The sequence below is a fragment of the Allobosea sp. GW823-FHT02B03 genome, assembly GCF_058797755.1.
Genome location: NZ_JBXAJY010000006.1, coordinates 362110 through 382424, shown reverse-complemented (window position 1 = coordinate 382424; position 20315 = coordinate 362110). Strand labels below are relative to the sequence as shown.

Genomic DNA, 20315 nt, shown 5'->3' with positions numbered 1-20315 from the left:
ATGGCCGAGCCGCTGATCATCGTGGGAAAGGGCATGGCGGCGACCAGACTGGTCGACGAACTCAGCCAGCGCGCGCTCGGCCGCTATTCCGTCGCGGTGATCGGGGCCGAGCCGCGGCTCGCCTACAACCGGGTGCTGCTCTCGCCGCTGCTGGCCGGCGAGATCGCGGAGCCGGAGATCGAATTGAAGCCCGCCGCCTGGTGGCGCGACCGCGGCGTTTCGATGCTCTACGGCAAGCCGGTCACCGGCATCGACCGGGCGGCAAAATGCGTGACGCTGGCCGATGGCCTCACCCTGCCCTATGGCAAGCTCGTCCTCGCTACCGGCTCGAAGCCGCTGAAGCCGCCTTTCCCCGGCGGTGACCTCCCGGGCGTCGCGACCTTTCGCGACACGGCCGATGTCCAGGCGATGCGGGCTTATGCAGCGCGTGGCGCCCGCATCGTCGTCATCGGCGGCGGCCTGCTCGGGCTCGAAGCCGCCTATGGGCTGGCACGCGCCGGCGGTCAGGTTACGCTGCTGCATCTCGTCGACCGGCTGATGGAGCGCCAGCTCGATGCCGAGGGCGCGGCGCTGCTTGCCTCCGCCATGGCCATGCGCGGCGTCGAGATCCGGTTGAACAGCGCGACCAAGGGCTTCGTCGGGACGGACAAGGTCGAAGGCGTCGCATTGCAGGACGGCACGGTGATCCCGGCCGAGCTCGTCGTGATCGCCATCGGCGTGCGGCCGAACACCGATCTTGCCGCAGCGGCCGGGCTCGAGATCGCGCGCGGCATCGTCGTCGACGATGCGCTGGCGACCAGCGATCCAGCGATCTTTGCGATCGGCGAATGCGCCGAGCATCGTGGTCAGGTCTATGGGTTGGTCGAGCCCGCCTATGAGCAGGCGCGCACGCTCGCCACTCGCCTCACCGGCCGCGAGGCAGGCTATGCCGGCTCGCTGCTCGCGACCAACCTCAAGGTCTCCGGCGTCGGCGTCTTCTCGGCCGGCGAGTTCGAGGCCGGCGAAGGCGCCGAGACCGTGGTGCTGCGCGACCGGGGCGCCGGCATCTACCGCAAATTCGTGCTGCGCGAGGGCAGGCTCGCCGGCTGCGTGCTGGTGGGCGATACGCAGGGAGCCCTGTTCTATCTCGGCCTGATCCGCTCGCAGCAGGACATCACGCCGTTCCGCGCCGAGCTGCCCTTCGGCGAGGACTATTGCATCGGGGAGGCCGCATGATGCGGCATGACGCCCCGCTCTCCGGCCGTTCCGACCAGCCGGTCCGCACCACCTGCCCCTATTGCGGGGTCGGCTGCGGCATCCTGGCGACGCCGGACGGCAAGGGCGGAGCGGTGATCGCCGGCGATCCGGCCCATCCCGCCAATCGCGGCCGGCTCTGTTCCAAGGGCTCGGCGCTGGGCGAGACGCTCGGTCTGGGTACGCGCGTGCTGCATCCGCTGAAGCGCAATGCCCGCGGCGCCTATGACCGGGTCTCCTGGGACGAGGCGCTGGATGGGGTCGCGGCCAGGCTGAGGGCGATCGTCGAACGCGACGGTCCCGAGGCGGTCGCCTTCTATCTCTCCGGCCAGCTCCTGACCGAGGATTATTACGTCGCCAACAAGCTCGCCAAGGGCTTCATCGGCACGCCGCATGTCGACACCAATTCGCGGCTTTGCATGTCCTCGACGGTTGCGGGCCATCGCCGCGTCCTCGGCTCGGATACGGTGCCGGGCTGCTATGAGGACCTCGACTGCGCCGATCTCGTCGTACTCGTCGGCTCCAACGCGGCCTGGTGCCATCCGGTGCTGTTCCGCCGGATCCAGCAGAACCGGGCGGAGCGCGGCGCCAGGGTCGTGGTCATCGATCCCAGGGTCACGGCGAGCGCCGAGGAGGCCGATCTCGTCCTACCGCTGAAGCCCGGCTCCGACAGCCTGTTGTTCGCGGGGCTCCTGGTCCATCTCGCCGATGGCGGCTTGCTCGATGCGAGCTATCTGGAGCACCACACCAGCGGCGTCGACGAGACGCTCGCCAATGCGCGGGCGCTTGCGCCGAACCTCGCCACGATCGCCGAAGGAACAGGGCTCCCGGCCGCCGACATCGCCGCCTTCTACAGGCTCTGGGCCGAAACTCCCGCCGTCGTCACTGCCTGGAGCCAGGGCGTAAACCAGTCGGCACAAGGGACCGACAAGGTCGCCGCCATCCTGCATTGCCATCTCGCCACCGGCCGGATCGGCCGGCCCGGAAGCGGCCCGTTCTCGCTGACCGGCCAGCCCAACGCCATGGGTGGGCGCGAGGTCGGCGGTCTCGCCAACATGCTCGCCGCCCATATGGGTTATTCGGCTGGCGAGATCGACCGCGTCCGGCGCTTCTGGGGCGCACCGCGGATGGCGGACAGGGAGGGATTTAAAGCCGTCGCCATGATGGACGCCGTCGCCGACTGCCGTCTCAGGGCGTTGTGGGTGATGGCGACCAACCCGGTCGTCTCACTGCCGCGCGCCGACGCGGTCCAGGCGGCGCTCGGCGGGCTCGAACTCTTCATCGTCTCCGAGAACGTCCTCTCCAACGACACGCTGGCCGCCGGTCCGCACTACATCCTGCCGGCCGCCGCCTGGGGCGAGAAGGACGGCACCGTCAGCAATTCCGAGCGCCGGATCTCGCGCCAGCGCGCCTTCCTGTCCCTGCCGGGCGAGGCGCGGCCGGATTGGTGGATCATCTGCGAGGTCGCGCGCCGCCTCGGCTTCGGCGAGGCCTTCGCCTATGCCGGCCCGGCCGAAATCTATGCCGAGCACGCCGCGCTCACGGCCTTCGAGAACGAGGGCAGCCGCGATCTCGACCTCGGCGCCCATGCCGGCCTCGGGCGCGGCGACTACGATGCGCTCGAGCCGGTGCAATGGCCGCTGCCGGTCGGGCGCCCCGGCGGCACCGCCCGCCTGTTCGCGGATGGCGGCTTCTTCGCGCCTGGTGGCCGCGCCACCATGCGACCTCTGGCGGTTCCAGCGCTCGCCAGCCAGCCGGATGCCGAGCGGCCCCTGCTGCTGAACACCGGTCGCATCCGCGATCACTGGCACAGCATGACGCGCACGGGCCTGAGCGCCCGGCTCTCGGCCCACATCGCCGAGCCCGTGATCTTCCTGCATCCGCGCGATGCCGAGCGCTACGGCGTCAGCGAAGGCGGCTTCGCCCGCGTCGCGACCGAACATGGCGCCGCCGTGCTCAAGGTGGTGCTCGACGAGGGCGCACGGCCAGGCGCCCCCTTCGCGCCGATCCACTGGTCCGGCGAGACGGCCTCCGATGCCCGTATCGGCGCCCTCGCGCAGGCCGCCTGCGATCCATTCTCAGGACAGCCCGAGCTGAAGGCGACGCCGGCCGCGATCGCTCCGGTCGCCTATGCCTCGCAGGGCTTCGTCCTGTCGCGGGATGGTTTTGCACTGCCGCCAGGCAGCTGGTGGGCGAGGCTCGCCGTCGAAGGCGGAGAGGGACGGCTCTTCGCCACCGATAGCGGCCTCGAGGCGCTGATGGCGCATACGAATGCCACCTTCAGCGGCTGCGAACTCACTGAAATGATCGACCGGACCGGTGGGGTCTATCGCTGCATCGCGACAAGGAACGGCCGCCTGATCGGGGCGCTCTTCCTCGCTCCCGCCGGGCAGGCGCCGCTCTGGGACACGGTGAAGGCGGCCTTCGCCGCCGGCAGGGAGCCGGAGAACCGGCTGGCATTGCTCGCCGGCCGCAGCCCAGGCGGCATCGCCGAGGCAGGGCCGATCGTCTGCGCCTGTTTCGGCGTCGGCCTCAACGCCATCCGCGCCGCCTTCGCCGGCGGCCAGGCGCTGAGTGCCGAGGATATCGGGCGTCAGCTCAAGGCGGGCACGAATTGCGGTTCCTGCCTCCCAGAGATCCGCCGCATCGGGGCGCAGTCGCGCGCGACGGAGGCGGCATGACGGACGCGGCGCAGCAGCAGCACGGACAAGGGAGTATCGCGATGGGACAGGCTGTCTCGAAGAGAGCGGCGGCGGAGGCGGTGATCGTCGCGCTGCCCGGCGCCAAGGCTGCGGTCGTGGCCCTGCCGCCTCTGGCTGCAAGGCCGTTGACCGGGCGCGTGGCGTCCTGGTTCAGGGCGATCGCCGTCAATTTGCTGCCACCGCTGCTGACCGTCGCGCTGCTGCTGCTGTTCTGGCAGATCGCCGCGTCCGGCCCGCAATCCTCGCTGCCGCCGCCGAGCAAGATCTGGAGCGAGGCGCGCGACCTGATCGTCGAGCCCTTCTTCTGGAACGGCTCGCAGGATATCGGCCTCGGCTGGCGCATCCTGGTCTCGCTGCAGCGCGTCGCGATCGGCTTCAGCCTGGCGGCGGTGATCGGCGTGCTGCTCGGCGCCCTCGTCGGTCAGTCGGTCTGGGCGATGCGTGGTCTCGACCCGGTCTTCCAGGTGCTGCGCACCGTGCCGCCGCTCGCCTGGTTGCCGCTCTCGCTCGCCGCCTTCCGCGACAGCCAGCCCTCGGCGATCTTCGTGATCTTCATCACCGCGATCTGGCCGGTGATCATCAACACCGCCGTCGGCATCCGCAACATCCCGCAGGACTATCGCAACGTCGCGCAGGTGCTGCGGCTGAACCAGCTCGAGTTCTTCTTCAAGATCATGGTGCCCTCGGCGGCGCCCTACATCTTCACCGGGCTTCGGATCGGCGTCGGCCTGTCCTGGCTCGCCATCGTCGCCGCCGAGATGCTGACCGGCGGCGTGGGCATCGGCTTCTTCATCTGGGACGCGTGGAACTCCTCGCGCCTCTCCGACATCATCGTGGCGCTGGTCTATATCGGCGTGGTCGGCTTCATCCTCGACCGCTTCGTCGCCTTCATCGGCCATGTCGTCACCCGCGGCACACAGGCCAATTGAGGGACAGGCGATGAGCTATCTCAAGATCGATCATGTCGACAAACGCTTCGCCCGCGGCGCCACCACGACCGAGGTCCTGAAGGACATCAGCCTGGTCATCGACAAGGGCGAGTTCGTTTCGATCATCGGCCATTCCGGCTGCGGGAAATCGACCCTTCTCAACATCGTCGCCGGGTTGACGCCGGTGAGCGCCGGGGCGGTGCTGCTCGAAGGCAAGGAGGTCAACGCGCCTGGCCCCGAGCGAGCCGTGGTCTTCCAGAACCATTCGCTGCTGCCTTGGCTCTCCGTCTACGACAATGTCGCGCTCGCCGTGAACAAGGTCTTCGGCGGCGTGAAGGGCAAGGCCGAGCGGCATGACTGGATCATGCACAATCTCGACCTCGTCCAGATGGCCCATGCCAGGGACAAGCGCCCGTCTGAGATTTCCGGCGGCATGAAGCAGCGCGTCGGCATCGCCCGCGGCCTCGCCATGGAGCCGAAGATCTTGCTGCTCGACGAGCCCTTCGGCGCGCTCGACGCGCTGACCCGCGCCCATCTGCAGGACTCCATCATGCAGATCCACGCCACGCTCGGCAACACGATGATCATGATCACCCATGACGTCGACGAGGCCGTGCTGCTCTCCGACCGGATCGTGATGATGACCAATGGCCCGTCGGCCCGGATCGGCGAGGTGCTCGACGTCCGGCTCGAACGCCCGCGCAAGCGGCTCGAACTGGTCTCGGACCGCACCTACATCGCTGCGCGCGAGGCGGTGCTGAAGTTCCTCTACGAGCGCCACCGCTTCGTCGAGGCGGCGTGACGGAAACGCCCATGAGCAACGACTTCTCCCCCGAGCAGAAGCGCTATCTCGAAGGCTTCATGAGCGGCCTGCAATCGGCCCGCGCCGCGCGTGGCCTCGGGCCGCTCGGTGGTGCCGGCGGCTCCGGCAATGCCGCGCCATCCGGCCCCGACAAGGAACATGCCGAGGCGCAGGCGAAGACGCTCGCTGCCGGCGGCAAGCTGGTCGATCAGGAGAAGTGGAAGGCGGCCGAGCACCCCTTCGACGCCTATGCGCGCTTCAAGTCGCAGGCCTCGTCGGGAACTTATCCCAAGCCCGAGGACAATTTCCGCTGGCGCTATCACGGCCTGTTCTATGTCGCCCCGGCGCAGGACAGCTATATGTGCCGCCTGCGCATCCCGAACGGCATCCTGAAGGCCTGGCAGTTCGAGGGCGTCGCCGACCTCGCCGAGCGTCTCGGCGGCGGCTATAGCCACGTCACCACCCGCGCCAATCTCCAGGTCCGCGAGATCAGGGCCGAGAACGCGCCGCTTCTGCTCGAAGGCCTTGCCGATCTCGGCCTTACCGCCAAGGGCTCGGGCGCCGACAACATCCGCAACGTCACAGGATCGGCGACTGCCGGCATCGACCCGCTCGAGCTGCTCGACACCCGCCCGCACGCCCGCGCCTGGCATCACCACATCCTCAACGACCGCTCGCTCTACGGCCTGCCGCGCAAGTTCAACGTCGCCTTCGACGGGGCCGGCTCGATCGCGACGCTGGAGGACACCAACGATATCGGCTTCCAGGCGATCGAGATCGGCGAAGGCGCTTCGTTTGAAGGGCAGCCGGTCGAGCCCGGCATCTGGTACCGGCTCGCGCTCGGCGGCATCACCGGCCATCACGACCTCGCCCGCGACACCGGTATCGTCGTCGCGCCATCCGATGCCGTCGCAGTGGCCGATGCGATCGTGCGCGTCTTCATCGCCAATGGCGACCGCACCAACCGCGCCAAGGCCCGGCTGAAATACGTGCTGGACGCCTGGGGCTTCGACAAATTTCTCGCCGCGGTCGAGGAGATGCTCGGCCGCCGGCTGATCCGCGTCGATGGCCCCTTCGTCAAGCCGCGCCCGGTTTATGATCGCCTCGCCCATATCGGCGTGCACCCCCAGCTTCAGCCGGGCCTCAACTGGGTCGGCGTTGCGCTACCGGTCGGCAAGCTCACTGCGCAGCAGATGCGGACGATCGCGGCGATCGCGCAGGCCTGTGGCGACGGCGATATCCGCCTGACGGTCTGGCAGAACCTGCTGATCTCAGGCGTGCCGGACGCCAAGGTCGACGATGTCCTCGCCAACCTCAAGGCGATCGGTCTTTCGGCCGAGACCTCCGTGCTGCGCGCCGGCCTGATCGCCTGCACCGGGGCGACCGGCTGCAAGTTCGCCGCCGCCCACACCAAGGAGGATGCGCTCGCCATCGCCAACCATTGCGAACCACGCATCATGCTGGATCAACCGGTCAACATCCACCTGACCGGCTGCCACCATTCCTGCGCCCAGCACTATATCGGCGATCTCGGCCTGATCGGCGCCAAGGTGCCGGTCAACGAGGAGGGCGACACCGTGCCGGGCTACGACCTGCTTGTCGGCGGCGGCTATGGCGTCGATGGCGGCATGGCCCGGCCCTTCCGCGAGAAGGTCAAGGCCGAGGAAGCGCCGGCTCTGGTCGAGGCGATCCTGCGCACCTGGCAAATCCATCGCGCCGCGCCCGACGAGAGCTTCGTCGCCTTCGCCCGCCGCCACGAGATCGCGGCGCTGCAGGCACTGGTCGCTGAGACGGGAGAAGCGGCATGACCGTGCAGACGCCGAACCCGCTCGTCCAGGTCCTGCCGGAGACCGCGCCCTTCAGCGAGGAACAGCGCTCCTGGCTCAACGGCTTCTTCGCCGGCCTGCTCTCGCTCGACAATGCCGGGGTCACCGCGCTGTCGCCTGCCGAGAATGCCGCGGTGATGGGGGAGGCCGATGACGGCGCGCCCTGGCACGATCCGGCCATGGCGATCGCCGACCGCATGCAGCTCGCCGAAGGCAAGTCGCTGCCGCGCAGGCTTTTCGCCGCCATGGCTCAGCAGGATTGCGGCCAGTGCGGCTATGTCTGCGAGACCTATTCGGCCGCGATCGCCGAGGGCAAGGAAGGCCGGCTCAATCTCTGCGCACCCGGCGGCAAGGAGACGCTGCGCCAGCTCAAGGCGCTGATGGAGGAAGGCGGCGCCGCTCCTGCTGCCGCGCCCACCAAGCCCGCGCCAGCCGCGCCCACGGGTTCGATAGGCCGCTGCCGCGAGAACCCGGCGCTCGCCACCTTTCTCTCGCGCCGCAAGCTCAATGGCGAAGGCTCCGAGAAGGAGACCTGGCATGTCGAGTTCGATCTCTCCGCGAGCGGGCTCGACTATGTCGTCGGCGACGCCTTCGGCATCGTGGCGCAGAACGATCCGCGCCTGGTCGATGCGGTGATCGCGCTGCTCGGCGCCCGCCCCGATGCCGATCTTGGCGGTAAGACCCTGCGCGAAAAGCTGCTGGCCGATTGCGCGCTTGGGCCGGCGCCGGACGCGCTGTTCCAGCTGATCTCCTATGTCACCGGCGGCGAGACCCGCCAGAAGGCCAAGCGGCTGGCGGCCGGCGAGGATCCGGACGGCGATCTCGACCGGCTCGACGTGCTCGGAACGCTGCACAAATTCTCCGCGGCGCGGCTCTCGCCCGAGGCCTTCGTCGAGGCGCTCGATCCGTTGCAGCCGCGGCTCTATTCGATCTCCTCATCCTTCAACGCCACGCCCGGCCGCATTTCGCTGACCGTCGATATGGTGCGCTACAAGATCGGTTCGCGCCCGCGCTGGGGCGTCGCCTCGACCTTCTTGGGCGAGCGCGTCCAGCCCGGCGACAAAGTGCCGGTCTATGTCCAGCGCGCCCATGGCTTCGGCCTGCCGGAGAACCCGGAGACGCCGGTGATCATGTGCGGTCCCGGCACCGGCGTCGCCCCGTTCCGCGCCTTCCTGCACGACCGCAAGGCGAGCGGCGCCAAGGGCAGGAACTGGCTGTTCTTCGGCCATCAGCGCCGGGCAAGCGATTTTTTCTATGAGGATGAGCTCAACGCGATGAAGCAGGAGGGCGTGCTCACCGGCCTGACCCTTGCCTGGTCCCGCGACGGCAAGGACAAAATCTACGTCCAGGATCGGATGCGGGAGCGCGGCGCCGAGCTCTTCGCCTGGCTGGAACAGGGTGCGCATTTCTATGTCTGCGGTGATGCCAAGCGCATGGCCAAGGATGTCGAGCGCGCCATGGTCGATGTCGTCGCCGAGCACGGCAAGCGCTCGGTCGACGAAGCCGTCGCCTATGTCGCGGCACTGAAAAAGGCAGGCCGCTATCAGGCCGACGTCTATTGATCTTGCTCCGGCGCGGATGAGGCGCCGGAGCGGCCGCTGAGCGGATTACTGGGCCTGCAGCGTCACATTCGCCTTGCCGGCCACGTCCTTCCAGCGCGCGATGTCGGCCGCGAGGAAGCTCTTGAACTCGGCCGGCGAGTTGCAGACCGTCTCGCCGCCGAGCACGGCGAGCTTCTCCTGGATCTGCGTGTCGGCGCAGGCCTTGACGATCTCGGCATTCAGGCGCTCGACGATCGCCGGCGGCACGCCCTGCGGACCGAGCAGGCCGAACCAGGCGACGGTCTCGTAGCCGGCAAAGCCCGACTCGGCGACGGTCGGCACGTTCGGCAAGGCCGGCGCGCGCTTGGCCGTGGTGACGGCGAGCGGCGTGACCTGGCCGCTGGTGACGAGGCCGATGGCCGGCGGCAGGTTTACCGCCATGAACTCGACCTGGCCGGAGACGATGTCGTTCAGCGCCGGGCCGGCGCCGCGATAGGGCACATGCGTCGCCTCGATCCCGGTCAGGACCTTGAGATATTCCGAGTTCATATGCGCGGAGGAGCCGCTGCCGCCCGAGGCATAGCTGAGCTTGCCCGGATTGGCCTTCGCATAGCTGATCAGCTCGGCCATCGACTTCACCGGCAGCTTGGTGCTGGCGATGAAGATGTTCGGCGCCTTGTAGACCAGCGAGACCGGCGTGAAGTCGCGCATCACGTCATAGGGGATGTTGGCATAGGTCGCGGCGTTGATGCCGTGCGAGCCGGCATTGCCCATGATGAAGGTGTAGCCGTCGGCAGCCGCGCGGGCCGCCGCCGCCGAGCCGACGACGCCGCCGGCGCCCAGCCGGTTCTCGACCACGAAGGGCTGGCCGAGCGCGTTGCGCAGCTTTTCGGCGATCAGGCGGGCGGCGATGTCGGAGCCGTCGCCCGGTGCGCTCGGCACGATGATCGTCACCTGGCGTTCCGGCCATTGCTGGGCCGAGGCGGAGCTTGCCATGGCGGCGCAGCCGAGGGCCGCGACGAGCCCGAACGCCATCCCGATGCCGATCATTCTCATCGCATTTCTCCAAAGATGATCAAAAACTGTGCTTCGTATTGGGTTGACAGGATGCGTAACTCACTCTTTTGATCAAATCAATGCAGACCACCCAAAGCCGCGCCGACTCGGTCAAGGACTGGATCCGGGACGATATCGTCGCCGGCGGCCTCGCCTTTGGTGCCCGCCTGCGGATCGACGAGCTCGCCAGCCGCTACGGGGCGAGCCATATGCCGGTGCGCGAGGCGCTGCGCAGCCTGGCTGGCGAAGGGCTTGTGGTTTCCGAGACGAACAAGGGTGCGCGCGTCGTCACGGTCGACCGGCGCCATGTCGAGCATCTCTTCACCGTGCGCATCGCGGTCGAGGTCGCGCTCGCGCGCCAGGCGGCTCCGGCGATGACCCGGGACCGGCTCGCCGAGGTCACGGCACTGGAGGCGGAACGCCTCGCCGCCGTGGAGCGCGGCGACTATGCGCAGGGCGTCGTCATCAACCAGCGTTTTCATCGCCGGATCTACGAGGCGGCGGGCAATGGCGAGGGCCTGGCGGTGCTCGATCGCCATTGGCTGCTGCTGGCTGCGCTCTGGTCGCGGCTCGGCTATCGCCCGGAGCGGCTCGGCGGCGTCGCCAGCGACCACGACCACATTCTGCGGGCCCTGCGCGACGGCGATGCCGAAGCCTGCGGGATCATGACCGCGGCCCATGTCACCAAGACGCGGCAGGACCTGATGGACCTGATGGCGCAGCGCGGAGAAAGCCTGGCGTGATGCGAGTTCTCGACGATCCGATCAGTCAGGTGCGGCTCAGCATCGTCCGGATCACCGACAAGACGCTCTGGTCCTTCCTGGAGATCCGTTGCACCTCCGGGGCCGAGGGCGTCGGCGAGGCGAGCCTTGCCGGGCGCGAGCGGGCGCTGCTCGACGCCGCCGTCGAAAACCTGCCGCGCTGGCTCGCCGGCGAGCCGCTGCCAGGCCTCGACACGCCGCCGCCGCTCCCTGTCGCGGCCCTGCGCACCGCGCTCGACGTCGCGCGCTGCGATGCCGCCGCACGGGCTGAGGGCGTCGGCCTCGCGAGCCGGCTCGGCGGCGATGCGGCCGCCCGCATCCCGCTCTATGCCAACATCAACCGCCGCACCCGCGACCGCTCGCCTGCCGGCTTCGGGGCGAGCGCCGCGCATGCCATCGCCCGTGGCTTTCAGGCGGTGAAGATCGCGCCCTTCGACGAGGTCGGTCCCGCTTTGCGCGACGATGCCGAAGGTCGGAAGGCACTGGATGCGGGCATCGCCCGGATCGCTGCCGTTCGGGAGGCGCTCGGCCCGGACCGGCGTCTGATGGTCGATTGCCATTGGCGGTTCGGCGAGGCCCTGTCGGCGCGGCTCGTCGAGGCCATCCGCCCCTTCGGGCTCTACTGGCTCGAATGCCCGGTGGTCGAGGAACCCCGGCAGATTCCGGCCCTCGCGACGATGCGCAAGACCCTCAATGCCCGCGGCACGCTGCTCGCCGGGCTCGAGGAGTTCACCGGCGCCCCGGCCTTCCTCGCCTATGCGGAGGCCTATGACGTGATGATGCCCGACATGAAATATGTCGGCGGCGTCGACGAGATGCTGCGCACCGCCGAGCAACTGGCCGAGCGCGGCATCGCCGTCTCCCCGCATAATCCGACCGGGCCGATCTGCCATGCCGCGAGCCTCCAGCTCTGCGCCGCCCTGCCGGGCTTCAGCATGCTGGAAATGCAGCTCGACGAGACGCCGCTGTTCTGGTCGCTGGCGCAGCCCGGCCTGCCGCCGGTCGATGGCGGGCTTTCCGCCTTGCCCGCCGGCGCCGGGCTCGGCGTCACCCTCGACCAGCAGGCGATCAATACGCTCTCGACGGTCGATCTGCGCTTCTCGGCCTGAGGCAGGCAGGCCGCGACTAGCAGAAGTCGAAATCGACACCCTCGTCGGCCTGTAGGACATGCTCGTCATAGAGCCGGTCGTAGCCGCGGCGCCTCACCGTAGGCGGCTCCGGCAGGGCTTTGCGGCGCGCCTCCAACTCGGCCTCGTCGACCAGCAGGTCGAGCCGGCGCTCTGCCACGCTGAGCCTGATCCTGTCGCCATTGCGCACCAGCGCGAGCGGGCCGCCGATTGCCGCCTCCGGCGCGACATGCAGCACGATCGCACCATAGGCGGTGCCCGACATGCGCGCATCCGAGATCCGCACCATGTCCTTGACGCCCTTCGCCGCGAGCTTGCGCGGGATCGGCAGATAGCCGGCTTCCGGCATCGCCGCGGCGCTCTTCGGCCCGGCATTCTGCAGGACGAGGACATCATCCGGGCCGACATCGAGATCGGGATCGTCGATCCGGGCGGCGAGGTCGTCGAGCGAGGAGAAGACCACGGCGCGGCCCTCATGCTCGAGCAGCCGCTTCTCGGCCGCAGCGCGCTTGACGATGGCGCCGCGCGGCGCGAGCGAGCCGAAGACGGCGACGAGGCCGCCATCGGGATCGACCGGCTCCTGGCGCGGGCGCACGATCGAACGGTCGACCTGGTCGATCAGCGGTTCGTCGATCAGCTCGCCCAGCGTCTTTCCCGTTACGGTCAGGCAGTCGAGATGCAGGAGGTCGCGGAGCTCCTTCAGCACCGCCGGAACGCCGCCGCCGGCGAATAAATCCTCCATGTAGTTCGCGCCGACCGGCTTCAGATTGACCAGCACCGGCGTCTCGTCGGAGAGCCGATTGAGGCGATGGAGGTCGACCTTGATGCCGGCGCGGCGGGCGATGGCGGTGAGGTGCACGACGGCATTGGTCGAGCCGGAGATCGCCAGCAGCATCCGCCAGGCATTCTCGATCGCCTTCTCGGTGACGATCTGCCGGGGCAGCAGGGTTTGCGTGCCGATCAGCGCGACGGCGCGCTTGCCGCTCTCCTCGGCGCAGCGCAGGCGGTCGGCATGGACGGCGGGGATCGCGGCGGAACGTGGCAAAGCGAGGCCGAGCGTCTCGGCGATGCAGGCCATGGTCGAGGCGGTGCCCATCACGGCGCAGGTGCCGGCCGTGGTCGCGAGCCGCCCTTCGACGGCCTCGATCTCGTCCTGGTCGATCTCCCCGGCGCGGAAGCGGGCCCAGAAGCGCCGGCAATCGGTGCAGGCGCCGAGGCGCTCGCCCTTGTGGCGCCCGGTCGACATCGGCCCGGCGACCAGCTGCACAGCCGGGACATTGGCGGAGAGCGCCGCCATCAATTGCGCCGGCACGGTCTTGTCGCAGCCGCCCATCAGCACGACGGCGTCGATCGGCTGAGCCCGGATCATCTCCTCGGTGCCCATCGCCATCAGATTGCGGAACTTCAGGCTGGTCGGGTTGAGGAAGACCTCGCCGAGCGAGATCGTCGGGAACTCGACCGGCAGCCCGCCGGCCATCAGCACGCCGCGCTTCACCGCTTCGAGCAGTTCCGGAAAGTGCCGGTGGCAGTTGTTGAAGCCGCTATAGGTGTTGGCGATGCCGACGATCGGCCGCGCCAGCGCTTCGTCGGAATAGCCCATCGAGCGGGCGAAGGAGCGGCGGAGATAAGCGGCGAATTCCGGGTCGCCATAATTGGTCAGACCGCCGGCGATGCCGCGTCCCTTGCGTTCAGTCTCGCTCATGGCGCCGTACCATCTTCCTTCGAGGCTCTTGTCGAGGCACCACCGCAGGAGCCGCGGCGGTGCGGTATTGTGCATGAATGACAGGCCGGGGCACGCCATTCGCTGCGCGGCGGGCGAGCCTTATTGAATCCTGACCGGCCCGGTCGAAACGGTGCGCAGCTTCCAGCCCTCGGAGCGCGAGCCGGCGAGGTTGAGGCGGCTGGTCATGAAATGCAGCCGCTGCGTGTCCGCGCTCTTCGAGGTGCAGAAGCGATCCTGGAGATAGAAGGGCGGCGTCGCCTGGTAATACAGGGTGGCCTCGACCGAGGCCGGCCTGCCGTCGATCTCGGGCAGGGCGATGCGATAGAGCGTCGTGTCGCCGCCTCCCTCCCGGTAATCGGGATCGTCACCGACATTGACCGGCCCGGCTTCGTCCGCCAGCTCCGGCCCGGCGCCGAGGGACGCCGCGAGCTTCACCCTCTCGTCGCGCTTGAGATAGCCTTTCGGCAGCAGGCGGTTGTCCTTCACATTCGCGCAGATCGACAGGAAGCTCGTCGTCAGCTGCCCGGCCGGTTGGGAGCCGGTGCCGCATTGCGCCGGGCCCGAAAGCGGCGGGCTCGAAACCAGCTCCTGATAGATCTGGACCTGGTCCTGCCGCGTGATCACTTCGCGATGCGGCTGATGGGCAAGCGGGTCGAGCCTCGCCGAGCAGTCGGAATTCCACCAGACCTCGCCGGCTACGGGCGCGCCCGCTGCGTCGGTGATGACGCCGAGCGCATCGGTACGCCCCGAGGCCCAGATCGTCCTGCCGCCTTCGTCGAGCACCTTGAATTCGATGAAGGCGCGCCGAAAGCCGACGCCGCTCGGAAACTTGTGGCCGACCTTGTTGGTGACGCGCACCGACGCTTCCAGCGTTGACCCGGTCAGCCGGATCTTCTCGACCGCGATGGCGGCGGTGCGCTCGGCCGCCTGGTGGTCGATCGCCTTCTCGGTGAAGAGCAGCGGATCGATGCCCTTCTTCGTCAGCATCGGATCCTGCGTCCGGATTCCCATCAGCTCGGGGAATTGCTGCGCCATCTTGATCAGGAAGGAGTTCAGCCCGACCAGCGCATGGCTGGCGAAGCCGGAGCGCACCGGCAGGTCGATCTCCTCCGGCGGCAGGGTGTGCTCCGCCTGCGGGAAGTTGGAGTATTCCTGGATGCTGGCGATCTTGCTGCGATAGGGCTGCCCGTCCGCATCGCGGCTCGGCATATGGCAGCTCTGGCAGGTCTCCGGACTCTTGCCGGCGCCGAAGGGCAGCGCCCCGTCCGGGGACTGGCCGGTGCGGAAATCGCTGAACGCCCATTCGGCGTAGGTCGTCTGCTCGTAGGTGTGGCCGATGACCTTGCCCTTGTCGAGCACCGGCAGATGCACCGTGTGGCAGCTGCCGCAGAGCTCCGAGCTCTTCATGGCGGGGTTCTGCACCGGCGTCATGCCGAGCGCATGCTCCATCGGCTTCACCTTGGGATCCTCGAACGGGCCCTTCATCTCGGTCATCTCGCCCATCAGGAAGCTGCCGGTGAAGGTCCTGGCGAAGCCGGTATTCTCGGGGTTGAGAAAGGCCTGCCGCTCCTCGACGCAGCTGTTCTGCGGCTCGGCCTTGACCCGGCTCCGTTCGGCCTCGCTCAGCGCCATGGCGTGACAGGTCGCGCAGGAGACACCGTCTCGGGCGAGCGCCCCATGCTTCGCGGCGAGCCCGGAATGGCCGGCGGGCCAGGGCACCGCTGCGACGGCGGCACGCGAAAAGGGCGTGCAGCCCTTGCCCGCGGCGCGCTGGTCGATCTTGAACTGTCTTTGCCCCATCACGCCATGGCAGCCGAGGCAGGTGTCCTGCACCAGCTCCGCCGCCTGCGGATGAAAGGTCTCGGTCTCGCTGGCGAGCTGGGCGAAGAAGACCGGGTCGCGCCCGGCCAGGCCCATGGGCGAGGTGCTCCAGGTGCCATAGGGCGAGAGATTGAGGAAACGGCCGCCCGGCCCCGGCAGCGTCATGTCGAAATGCAGCCCCGTCGATCCCGCGTCGTGGCAGCCGAGGCACTGGTCGGAAGTCAGGAATTGCTGCTTCGCCTCGCGCCGGTCCGCGCTGGCCCAGACGTTGTCATAGGTCTGGGACGGCATCCGCATCACCTTGTCCGCGCTCGGATGCGGGAAGGGGATGCCGTAGAAGGCAGCGAATTCGGGTGCCGGGCGTTGGCGTGCGGGAGCGCCGAGCAGCGTGACGTCGTCGGATTCCTGCACGATCCGCAGATGGTTCAGCATGGCGGAAAGGTCGTTATGCGCGTGGGCCGAACGATCGGTGAAGCTGTTCTGGCTCAGGAAGACCAGCGGGCGGCCCGGCTCGCCCTTGATGTTCTTCAGGTCGGCGAAGGTGGCGTTGGCCTTGGCGCTGGCATGGCAATTCACGCAATACTGCCCGAAGCCCATATTGGGATAGCCGTTGCCGGGCCCGGCCGGCCAGTCCGGCTTCCAGTCGCTCCAGCCGAACCAGCCCCAGAACCAGCCATCATGCGAGGCCTTGGCGTCGCGCACCATCACGGCCGCGCCGCTGGTCGGCAGCAGGCGCAGCGGGTCGACATCGCGGCAAAGCGCGGCGGGGGCGGGGAACATCTCCTTGACCATCAGCGCGCCGTCGGGCACCGGCGCCTCGGTGGTCGTCGTCTCATGCGCTCCGCCGCGATTGGCCTTCAGCCAGCCGAACATTTCCGGCGAGTACCAGATCACGACCGGCGCATGGGTGCCGTGATAGTTTCCCGTCGCCTTGTCGTTCCGGAGCGTCGCGGTGAACGGCCCGGTATCGCGCGCCGACTTGTCGACGCGCCAGCCTGCGGCCGGATTGCGGTGGCAGAACGCGCCGAGATAGCGGCCGAGCTTCTCCTGGTAGACGTCGAGGGGGAAGGCGCCCGGCCGGCGGATATCGCCATCGAGCGCGGCACAGAGCGCAGGGTCGCTGGGAACCATCGGCGTCGGGCGTTCGGCCGGGCATTGGGAGGCGGCAGCGAGTCCCGGAACCAGGGAAAGCAGGCCAAGGAGCGCGATCTGGCGAAGCATGGGCAATCCGGGAGGAGCAGCGCCGGCAGGCTGCTTGCTGGGCGAAAGCAGCGCAAGCCCAATTATCGCGCCAGACCGGATCCGATCAGGTTGGATCAATCTGATCGGTGAATCCGTCTCTGATCGTGAGATAGAGACCTGCGCGTATCGCTGCGGCGTGATGGCCGCTTCCTGCCGCGGCGCTGGAGCGCTAGATTGCGCATGATGGATATGTCGCCGCAGACCGAGATCCATGACGAGCCGTCGGCCTCGAAGGCTGTGCTCTGGCTGCTCGCCGGGGGTGTCGGGTTGTTGCTGCTCGCCGGGCTCCTGCTCTGGTGGCGCGAGGGCGATCGCCTGTTCACCGACGGGCTGATCGCCGCGATCCTGGCCTGCTTCTGACCGGTCCGGCCGGTCGACCGAGGATTCCTGCCTTGAACCGCCGCCTGATCCTTCCCCTTATCGTCTTCCTGCTCGGTGCCGTCGCGCTCGCTGCCGCCGCCTTCATCACCTTCGCGCCCGCCGGAAGGCAGGCCGGGCAAAGCCTGGCCTCGAGCGTCGGCGGGCCGTTTTCGCTGACCACGGCCGAGGGCAAGACGCTGACCGACAAGGATCTGCGCGGCGCGCCCTTCCTGGTCTTCTTCGGCTTCACCCATTGCCCCGACATCTGCCCGACCAAGCTCTTCGAGATCTCGGAGGTGCTGCGCGCTGCCGGGACGAAGGGCGAGAAGCTGCGGGCGCTGTTCATCAGCGTCGATCCCGAGCGTGACACGGTCGAGACGCTGAAGAGCTATCTCGGCTCCTTCGATCCGCGCATCATCGGCCTCACCGGGGACCGCGCCGCGATCGACGCCGCCATCAAGGCCTATCGCGGCTACTCCAAGAAGGTGCCGCTCAAGGATGGCGACTACACCATGGACCACACCGCGCTGGTCTATCTGATGGACAAGAATGGCGGCTTCGTCGGCGCCTTCAACATCGAGCGCCCGCCGGCGGAAGCGGCGCAGGAATGGCTGCGGCATCTTTGACGCCGGCGCGCTGCCAGTTCTGATCTAGGCTGGCGGCTTGCGATAGCGCGAGGAGCGGGCGCGGCCATGCTCCGTCTTGTTCCAGGCGAAGGGACGGTTGCTGTACTCGATCAGCGCGAGCCAGGCCGCCAGCGAGACCAGCATGTAATAGAGCGGCAGGCCCGGTAGGCAGCGCCAGAGGTCGACGGCGCCGCGTCGCCAGGCCCCGAGCGCCGGCACCAGGAAAACGACGCAGACCCCGGCACCGGTCAGCGTCAGTGCGGTGGCCGAGAGCAGCAGCTCAAGAGGGCTGTCGGGGTTCAGCAGCGAGCCGTTCAGAACGGCGAGCGTGAAACCGAGCAGGAAGAACGGGTAGCCGAGCGTGCCCAGCAGGGTGCCGAGTGCCAGCACCAGGAAGGTCAGCGTCGCCACCGGCCCGGCTTCGAGCAGCAGCCGATGCGGCGCCAGAAGGTGGCTGATCAGCGTCTGCAGATAGCCCTTCAGCCATCGCGTGCGCTGCTTCATCCAGACGCGCAGATTGGGCGGAGCCTCCTCCAGGGTCGCCGAGGGCAGGTCGGCGATGCGGCCGCCGGCCCGCACCAGGCGAAAGCCGATATCGGCATCCTCGGTGACGTTCCAGGCATCCCAGCCGCCGACCTCGCGCAGCGCCTCGGTGCGGAAATGGTTCGAGGTCCCACCGAGCATGATCGGCAGGCCGCAGCGCAGCAGGCCCGGATTGAAGACGTCGAAGAGCCCGGCATATTCGAGCGCGAAGAAGCTGGCGAGCCAGCCATCCCCGGTGTTGTCGATGACAAGCCGGGCCTGCAGGCAGACCAGATCCGCGTCGTCGCGCAGGAAGCGCGCGGCGGCGAGGCGCAATTGCTGCGGCTCCGGGACGTCCTCGGCGTCGAAGATCGTGAACAGCTCGCCCTGTGCTTCCGCCAGCGCGACATTGAGGGCGCGCGGCTTGGTCTGCGGCGCGCCGCGCGGCACGATCACGATCTGCATGAAAGGCGGCAGCTGGCGCGCCGCCAGCAACCGCTGCATGCCCAGGTCGATTTCCTCGACGAGGATGCGGATGTCGAGCTTGGCGGGCGGGTAGTCGAGCGCCGACAGCGCGCCGATGAGCTGGTTCAGGACCTTTTCTTCGCCGAGGAGCGGCACGGCGACGGTGTAGACCGGCAGGCGGCTGTCATCGACGCGCCAGCGATGCTCGCGCCAGAGGTCGGCCGGGGGCTTCTCCATCAGGCTCGCGAGGCGCAGCACGACGGCGCCGAAGAAGACCGGTCCCAGGGCCAGCGCGACACCGATCAGCGTGCCGACCGGCGCGAGGGTCGTCAGCGCGGCGAGCAGGCCGACCATGAGAAGCGCAAGCCCCTTCTGCGAGATGCTGCTGCCGGTGCGGGCGCTGAAGCGGGTAAGGCCGGCTTCGTCGAGACCGGCCGCCCGGCGGGCGAGCATGCGGGCATTGCTGGCGCGCAGCCCTCTGGCCAGAGCCGAAGGCGTCACGATCACGAGGTCGTCGCGGCCCTGCGGTTTGCCCGCCATGAAGCGCCGCAGCGGTGCGCCTGCTGGCGGTGCGCAGGCGAAGCGGACGGGACTCCTTGGCCCGTTCGCGGCCCGCGACACGCCCTCGCGCATGATCGCCGCGAGGTCTCCGCCCGGCAGCAGTGGCGGAGCCTCGGCGAGGAAGTGTAGGCCGAGCTCGGCGGCGAGGGCCCGGTAGAATGCAACCTCACCGACGAGGCCGGAGGCGATGACCTGCCTGGCAGGCGAGACGCCGAGCCGGACGGCGGCGAGCGCTGCCCGTTGAAGTTCAGCTGGAGGAACGCCATGGCTCGCAAGGAAAGCGATCTCGACCGGCAGGCCCGCTTCGGCCACGCCGCTCACGCAACGACACGGTCATAAGACCGCGCTCCCATCGTCGCCCCCCGTGTCGGCGGGCCATTTCACCTTCGCCGACAACCTATGGTTGCTTCTTTAGGATTGAGAGTCGAGTGGAATTCCGCATCCTTAGCGCGATTCCGGCCATTTGGGCTGGAATCGGCCGGGTTCAGCGCCAGGCGTCGGCGACACCGCTTTGGTGATGAGCGCATTGCGAGTGGTCGGCGAGCGCCTCGATGATCGCGCAATCGCAGGCGTTGACCCCGCCGGAGCAGGTTGCGGCGATGCGCTCCAGCTCCTTCTCGAGCGAGCGCAGCCGCGCGATCTTGTGGCGGACTTCGCCGAGATGGGCGACGGAGATCGCATGCGCCTGGTCGCAGGGCAGCTCCGGGTTGTCCGAAAGCTTCAGCAGGGTGCGGATGCTGTCGACCGAGAAGCCGAGATCGCGCGCATGCTTGATGAAGGCGAGCCGCTCGACATGGCGCCTGCCATAGCGGCGCTGGTTGCCTTCGGTCCGCTCCGGCGGCGGCAGCAGTTCGACCTGCTCGTAATAGCGGATGGTCTCGACCTTGACGCCGGTCTGCTCGGCCAGCACGCCGATCGGAACGACGCGCTCGAGATTCTTTCGGTCGGACATCGATTTTCCTCTTGAACCTCTAGTCACTTCAGATTGTATCTGGGGTGTCTCTAGGCGCCGTCAAGC

15 protein-coding genes are annotated in these 20315 nt (G+C 68.4%); 10 read left to right on the top strand and 5 right to left on the bottom strand.

Annotated elements, in window-relative coordinates:
- Genes AC1REK_RS21980 through AC1REK_RS21955 form a run of 6 tightly spaced genes read left to right on the top strand, consistent with a single transcriptional unit; the run spans position 1 to position 9054 of the window.
- Positions 1 to 1215: an NAD(P)/FAD-dependent oxidoreductase gene (locus AC1REK_RS21980; RefSeq protein ID WP_492270192.1), complete on the top strand. Its 1215-nt coding sequence runs from the start codon at positions 1 to 3 to the stop codon at positions 1213 to 1215.
- On the top strand, positions 1212 to 3914 hold the full coding sequence (locus AC1REK_RS21975; RefSeq protein ID WP_492270193.1) for a molybdopterin-dependent oxidoreductase: 2703 nt from the start codon (positions 1212 to 1214) through the stop codon (positions 3912 to 3914). Before AC1REK_RS21980 ends, AC1REK_RS21975 begins: the two co-directional genes overlap by 4 nt.
- 41 nt (positions 3915 to 3955) lie before the next feature.
- Positions 3956 to 4864 carry a nitrate ABC transporter permease gene (ntrB, locus tag AC1REK_RS21970; protein ID WP_492270194.1) on the top strand — a complete coding sequence of 303 codons (909 nt, stop codon included), beginning with the start codon at positions 3956 to 3958 and terminating at the stop codon, positions 4862 to 4864.
- 10 nt (positions 4865 to 4874) lie between these two features.
- Positions 4875 to 5666 (top strand): ABC transporter ATP-binding protein, encoded by a 792-nt coding sequence (locus AC1REK_RS21965; RefSeq protein ID WP_492270195.1) that lies wholly within the window; start codon positions 4875 to 4877, stop codon positions 5664 to 5666.
- A gap of 11 nt (positions 5667 to 5677) precedes the next feature.
- The gene (locus AC1REK_RS21960) at positions 5678 to 7474 is read left to right on the top strand and encodes a NirA family protein (protein ID WP_492270196.1); all 1797 of its coding nucleotides are present in this window, start codon (positions 5678 to 5680) and stop codon (positions 7472 to 7474) included.
- The gene (locus tag AC1REK_RS21955) at positions 7471 to 9054 is read left to right on the top strand and encodes a sulfite reductase subunit alpha (protein ID WP_492270197.1); all 1584 of its coding nucleotides are present in this window, start codon (positions 7471 to 7473) and stop codon (positions 9052 to 9054) included. Before AC1REK_RS21960 ends, AC1REK_RS21955 begins: the two co-directional genes overlap by 4 nt.
- Positions 9055 to 9099: 45 nt before the next feature.
- Here AC1REK_RS21955 and AC1REK_RS21950 read toward each other — a convergent pair whose 3' ends face one another.
- Positions 9100 to 10089, bottom strand: a complete 990-nt coding sequence (locus tag AC1REK_RS21950) for a tripartite tricarboxylate transporter substrate binding protein (RefSeq protein ID WP_492270198.1) — start codon at positions 10087 to 10089, stop codon at positions 9100 to 9102.
- A gap of 80 nt (positions 10090 to 10169) precedes the next feature.
- Between AC1REK_RS21950 and AC1REK_RS21945 the strand changes: the two genes are divergently transcribed.
- Both AC1REK_RS21945 and AC1REK_RS21940 read left to right on the top strand, forming a co-directional pair.
- The gene (locus AC1REK_RS21945) at positions 10170 to 10832 is read left to right on the top strand and encodes a GntR family transcriptional regulator (RefSeq protein WP_492270199.1); all 663 of its coding nucleotides are present in this window, start codon (positions 10170 to 10172) and stop codon (positions 10830 to 10832) included.
- The gene (locus AC1REK_RS21940) at positions 10832 to 11959 is read left to right on the top strand and encodes a mandelate racemase/muconate lactonizing enzyme family protein (RefSeq protein WP_492270279.1); all 1128 of its coding nucleotides are present in this window, start codon (positions 10832 to 10834) and stop codon (positions 11957 to 11959) included. The genes AC1REK_RS21945 and AC1REK_RS21940 overlap by 1 nt, the downstream gene beginning before the upstream one ends.
- A 16-nt stretch (positions 11960 to 11975) precedes the next feature.
- Here the strand turns inward: AC1REK_RS21940 and AC1REK_RS21935 are convergent, their stop codons facing one another.
- Both AC1REK_RS21935 and AC1REK_RS21930 read right to left on the bottom strand, forming a co-directional pair.
- Positions 11976 to 13679 carry an IlvD/Edd family dehydratase gene (locus AC1REK_RS21935; RefSeq protein ID WP_492270200.1) on the bottom strand — a complete coding sequence of 568 codons (1704 nt, stop codon included), beginning with the start codon at positions 13677 to 13679 and terminating at the stop codon, positions 11976 to 11978.
- A gap of 120 nt (positions 13680 to 13799) precedes the next feature.
- Positions 13800 to 16742 carry a hypothetical protein gene (locus tag AC1REK_RS21930; RefSeq protein ID WP_492270201.1) on the bottom strand — a complete coding sequence of 981 codons (2943 nt, stop codon included), beginning with the start codon at positions 16740 to 16742 and terminating at the stop codon, positions 13800 to 13802.
- A 201-nt stretch (positions 16743 to 16943) separates the two neighbouring features.
- Between AC1REK_RS21930 and AC1REK_RS21925 the strand changes: the two genes are divergently transcribed.
- Both AC1REK_RS21925 and AC1REK_RS21920 read left to right on the top strand, forming a co-directional pair.
- On the top strand, positions 16944 to 17123 hold the full coding sequence (locus tag AC1REK_RS21925; RefSeq protein WP_327524372.1) for a hypothetical protein: 180 nt from the start codon (positions 16944 to 16946) through the stop codon (positions 17121 to 17123).
- 32 nt (positions 17124 to 17155) lie between these two features.
- Positions 17156 to 17749, top strand: a complete 594-nt coding sequence (locus AC1REK_RS21920) for an SCO family protein (RefSeq protein WP_414645024.1) — start codon at positions 17156 to 17158, stop codon at positions 17747 to 17749.
- A gap of 24 nt (positions 17750 to 17773) precedes the next feature.
- On the opposite strand, the gene AC1REK_RS21915 is transcribed toward AC1REK_RS21920, so the two are convergent.
- Complete coding sequence (locus AC1REK_RS21915) at positions 17774 to 19618, bottom strand: glycosyltransferase family 2 protein (protein WP_492270202.1); 1845 nt, start codon at positions 19616 to 19618, stop codon at positions 17774 to 17776.
- A gap of 163 nt (positions 19619 to 19781) precedes the next feature.
- The gene (locus tag AC1REK_RS21910; RefSeq protein ID WP_492270203.1) at positions 19782 to 20249 is read right to left on the bottom strand and encodes a MerR family transcriptional regulator; all 468 of its coding nucleotides are present in this window, start codon (positions 20247 to 20249) and stop codon (positions 19782 to 19784) included.
- Positions 20250 to 20315 lie beyond the last annotated feature (66 nt).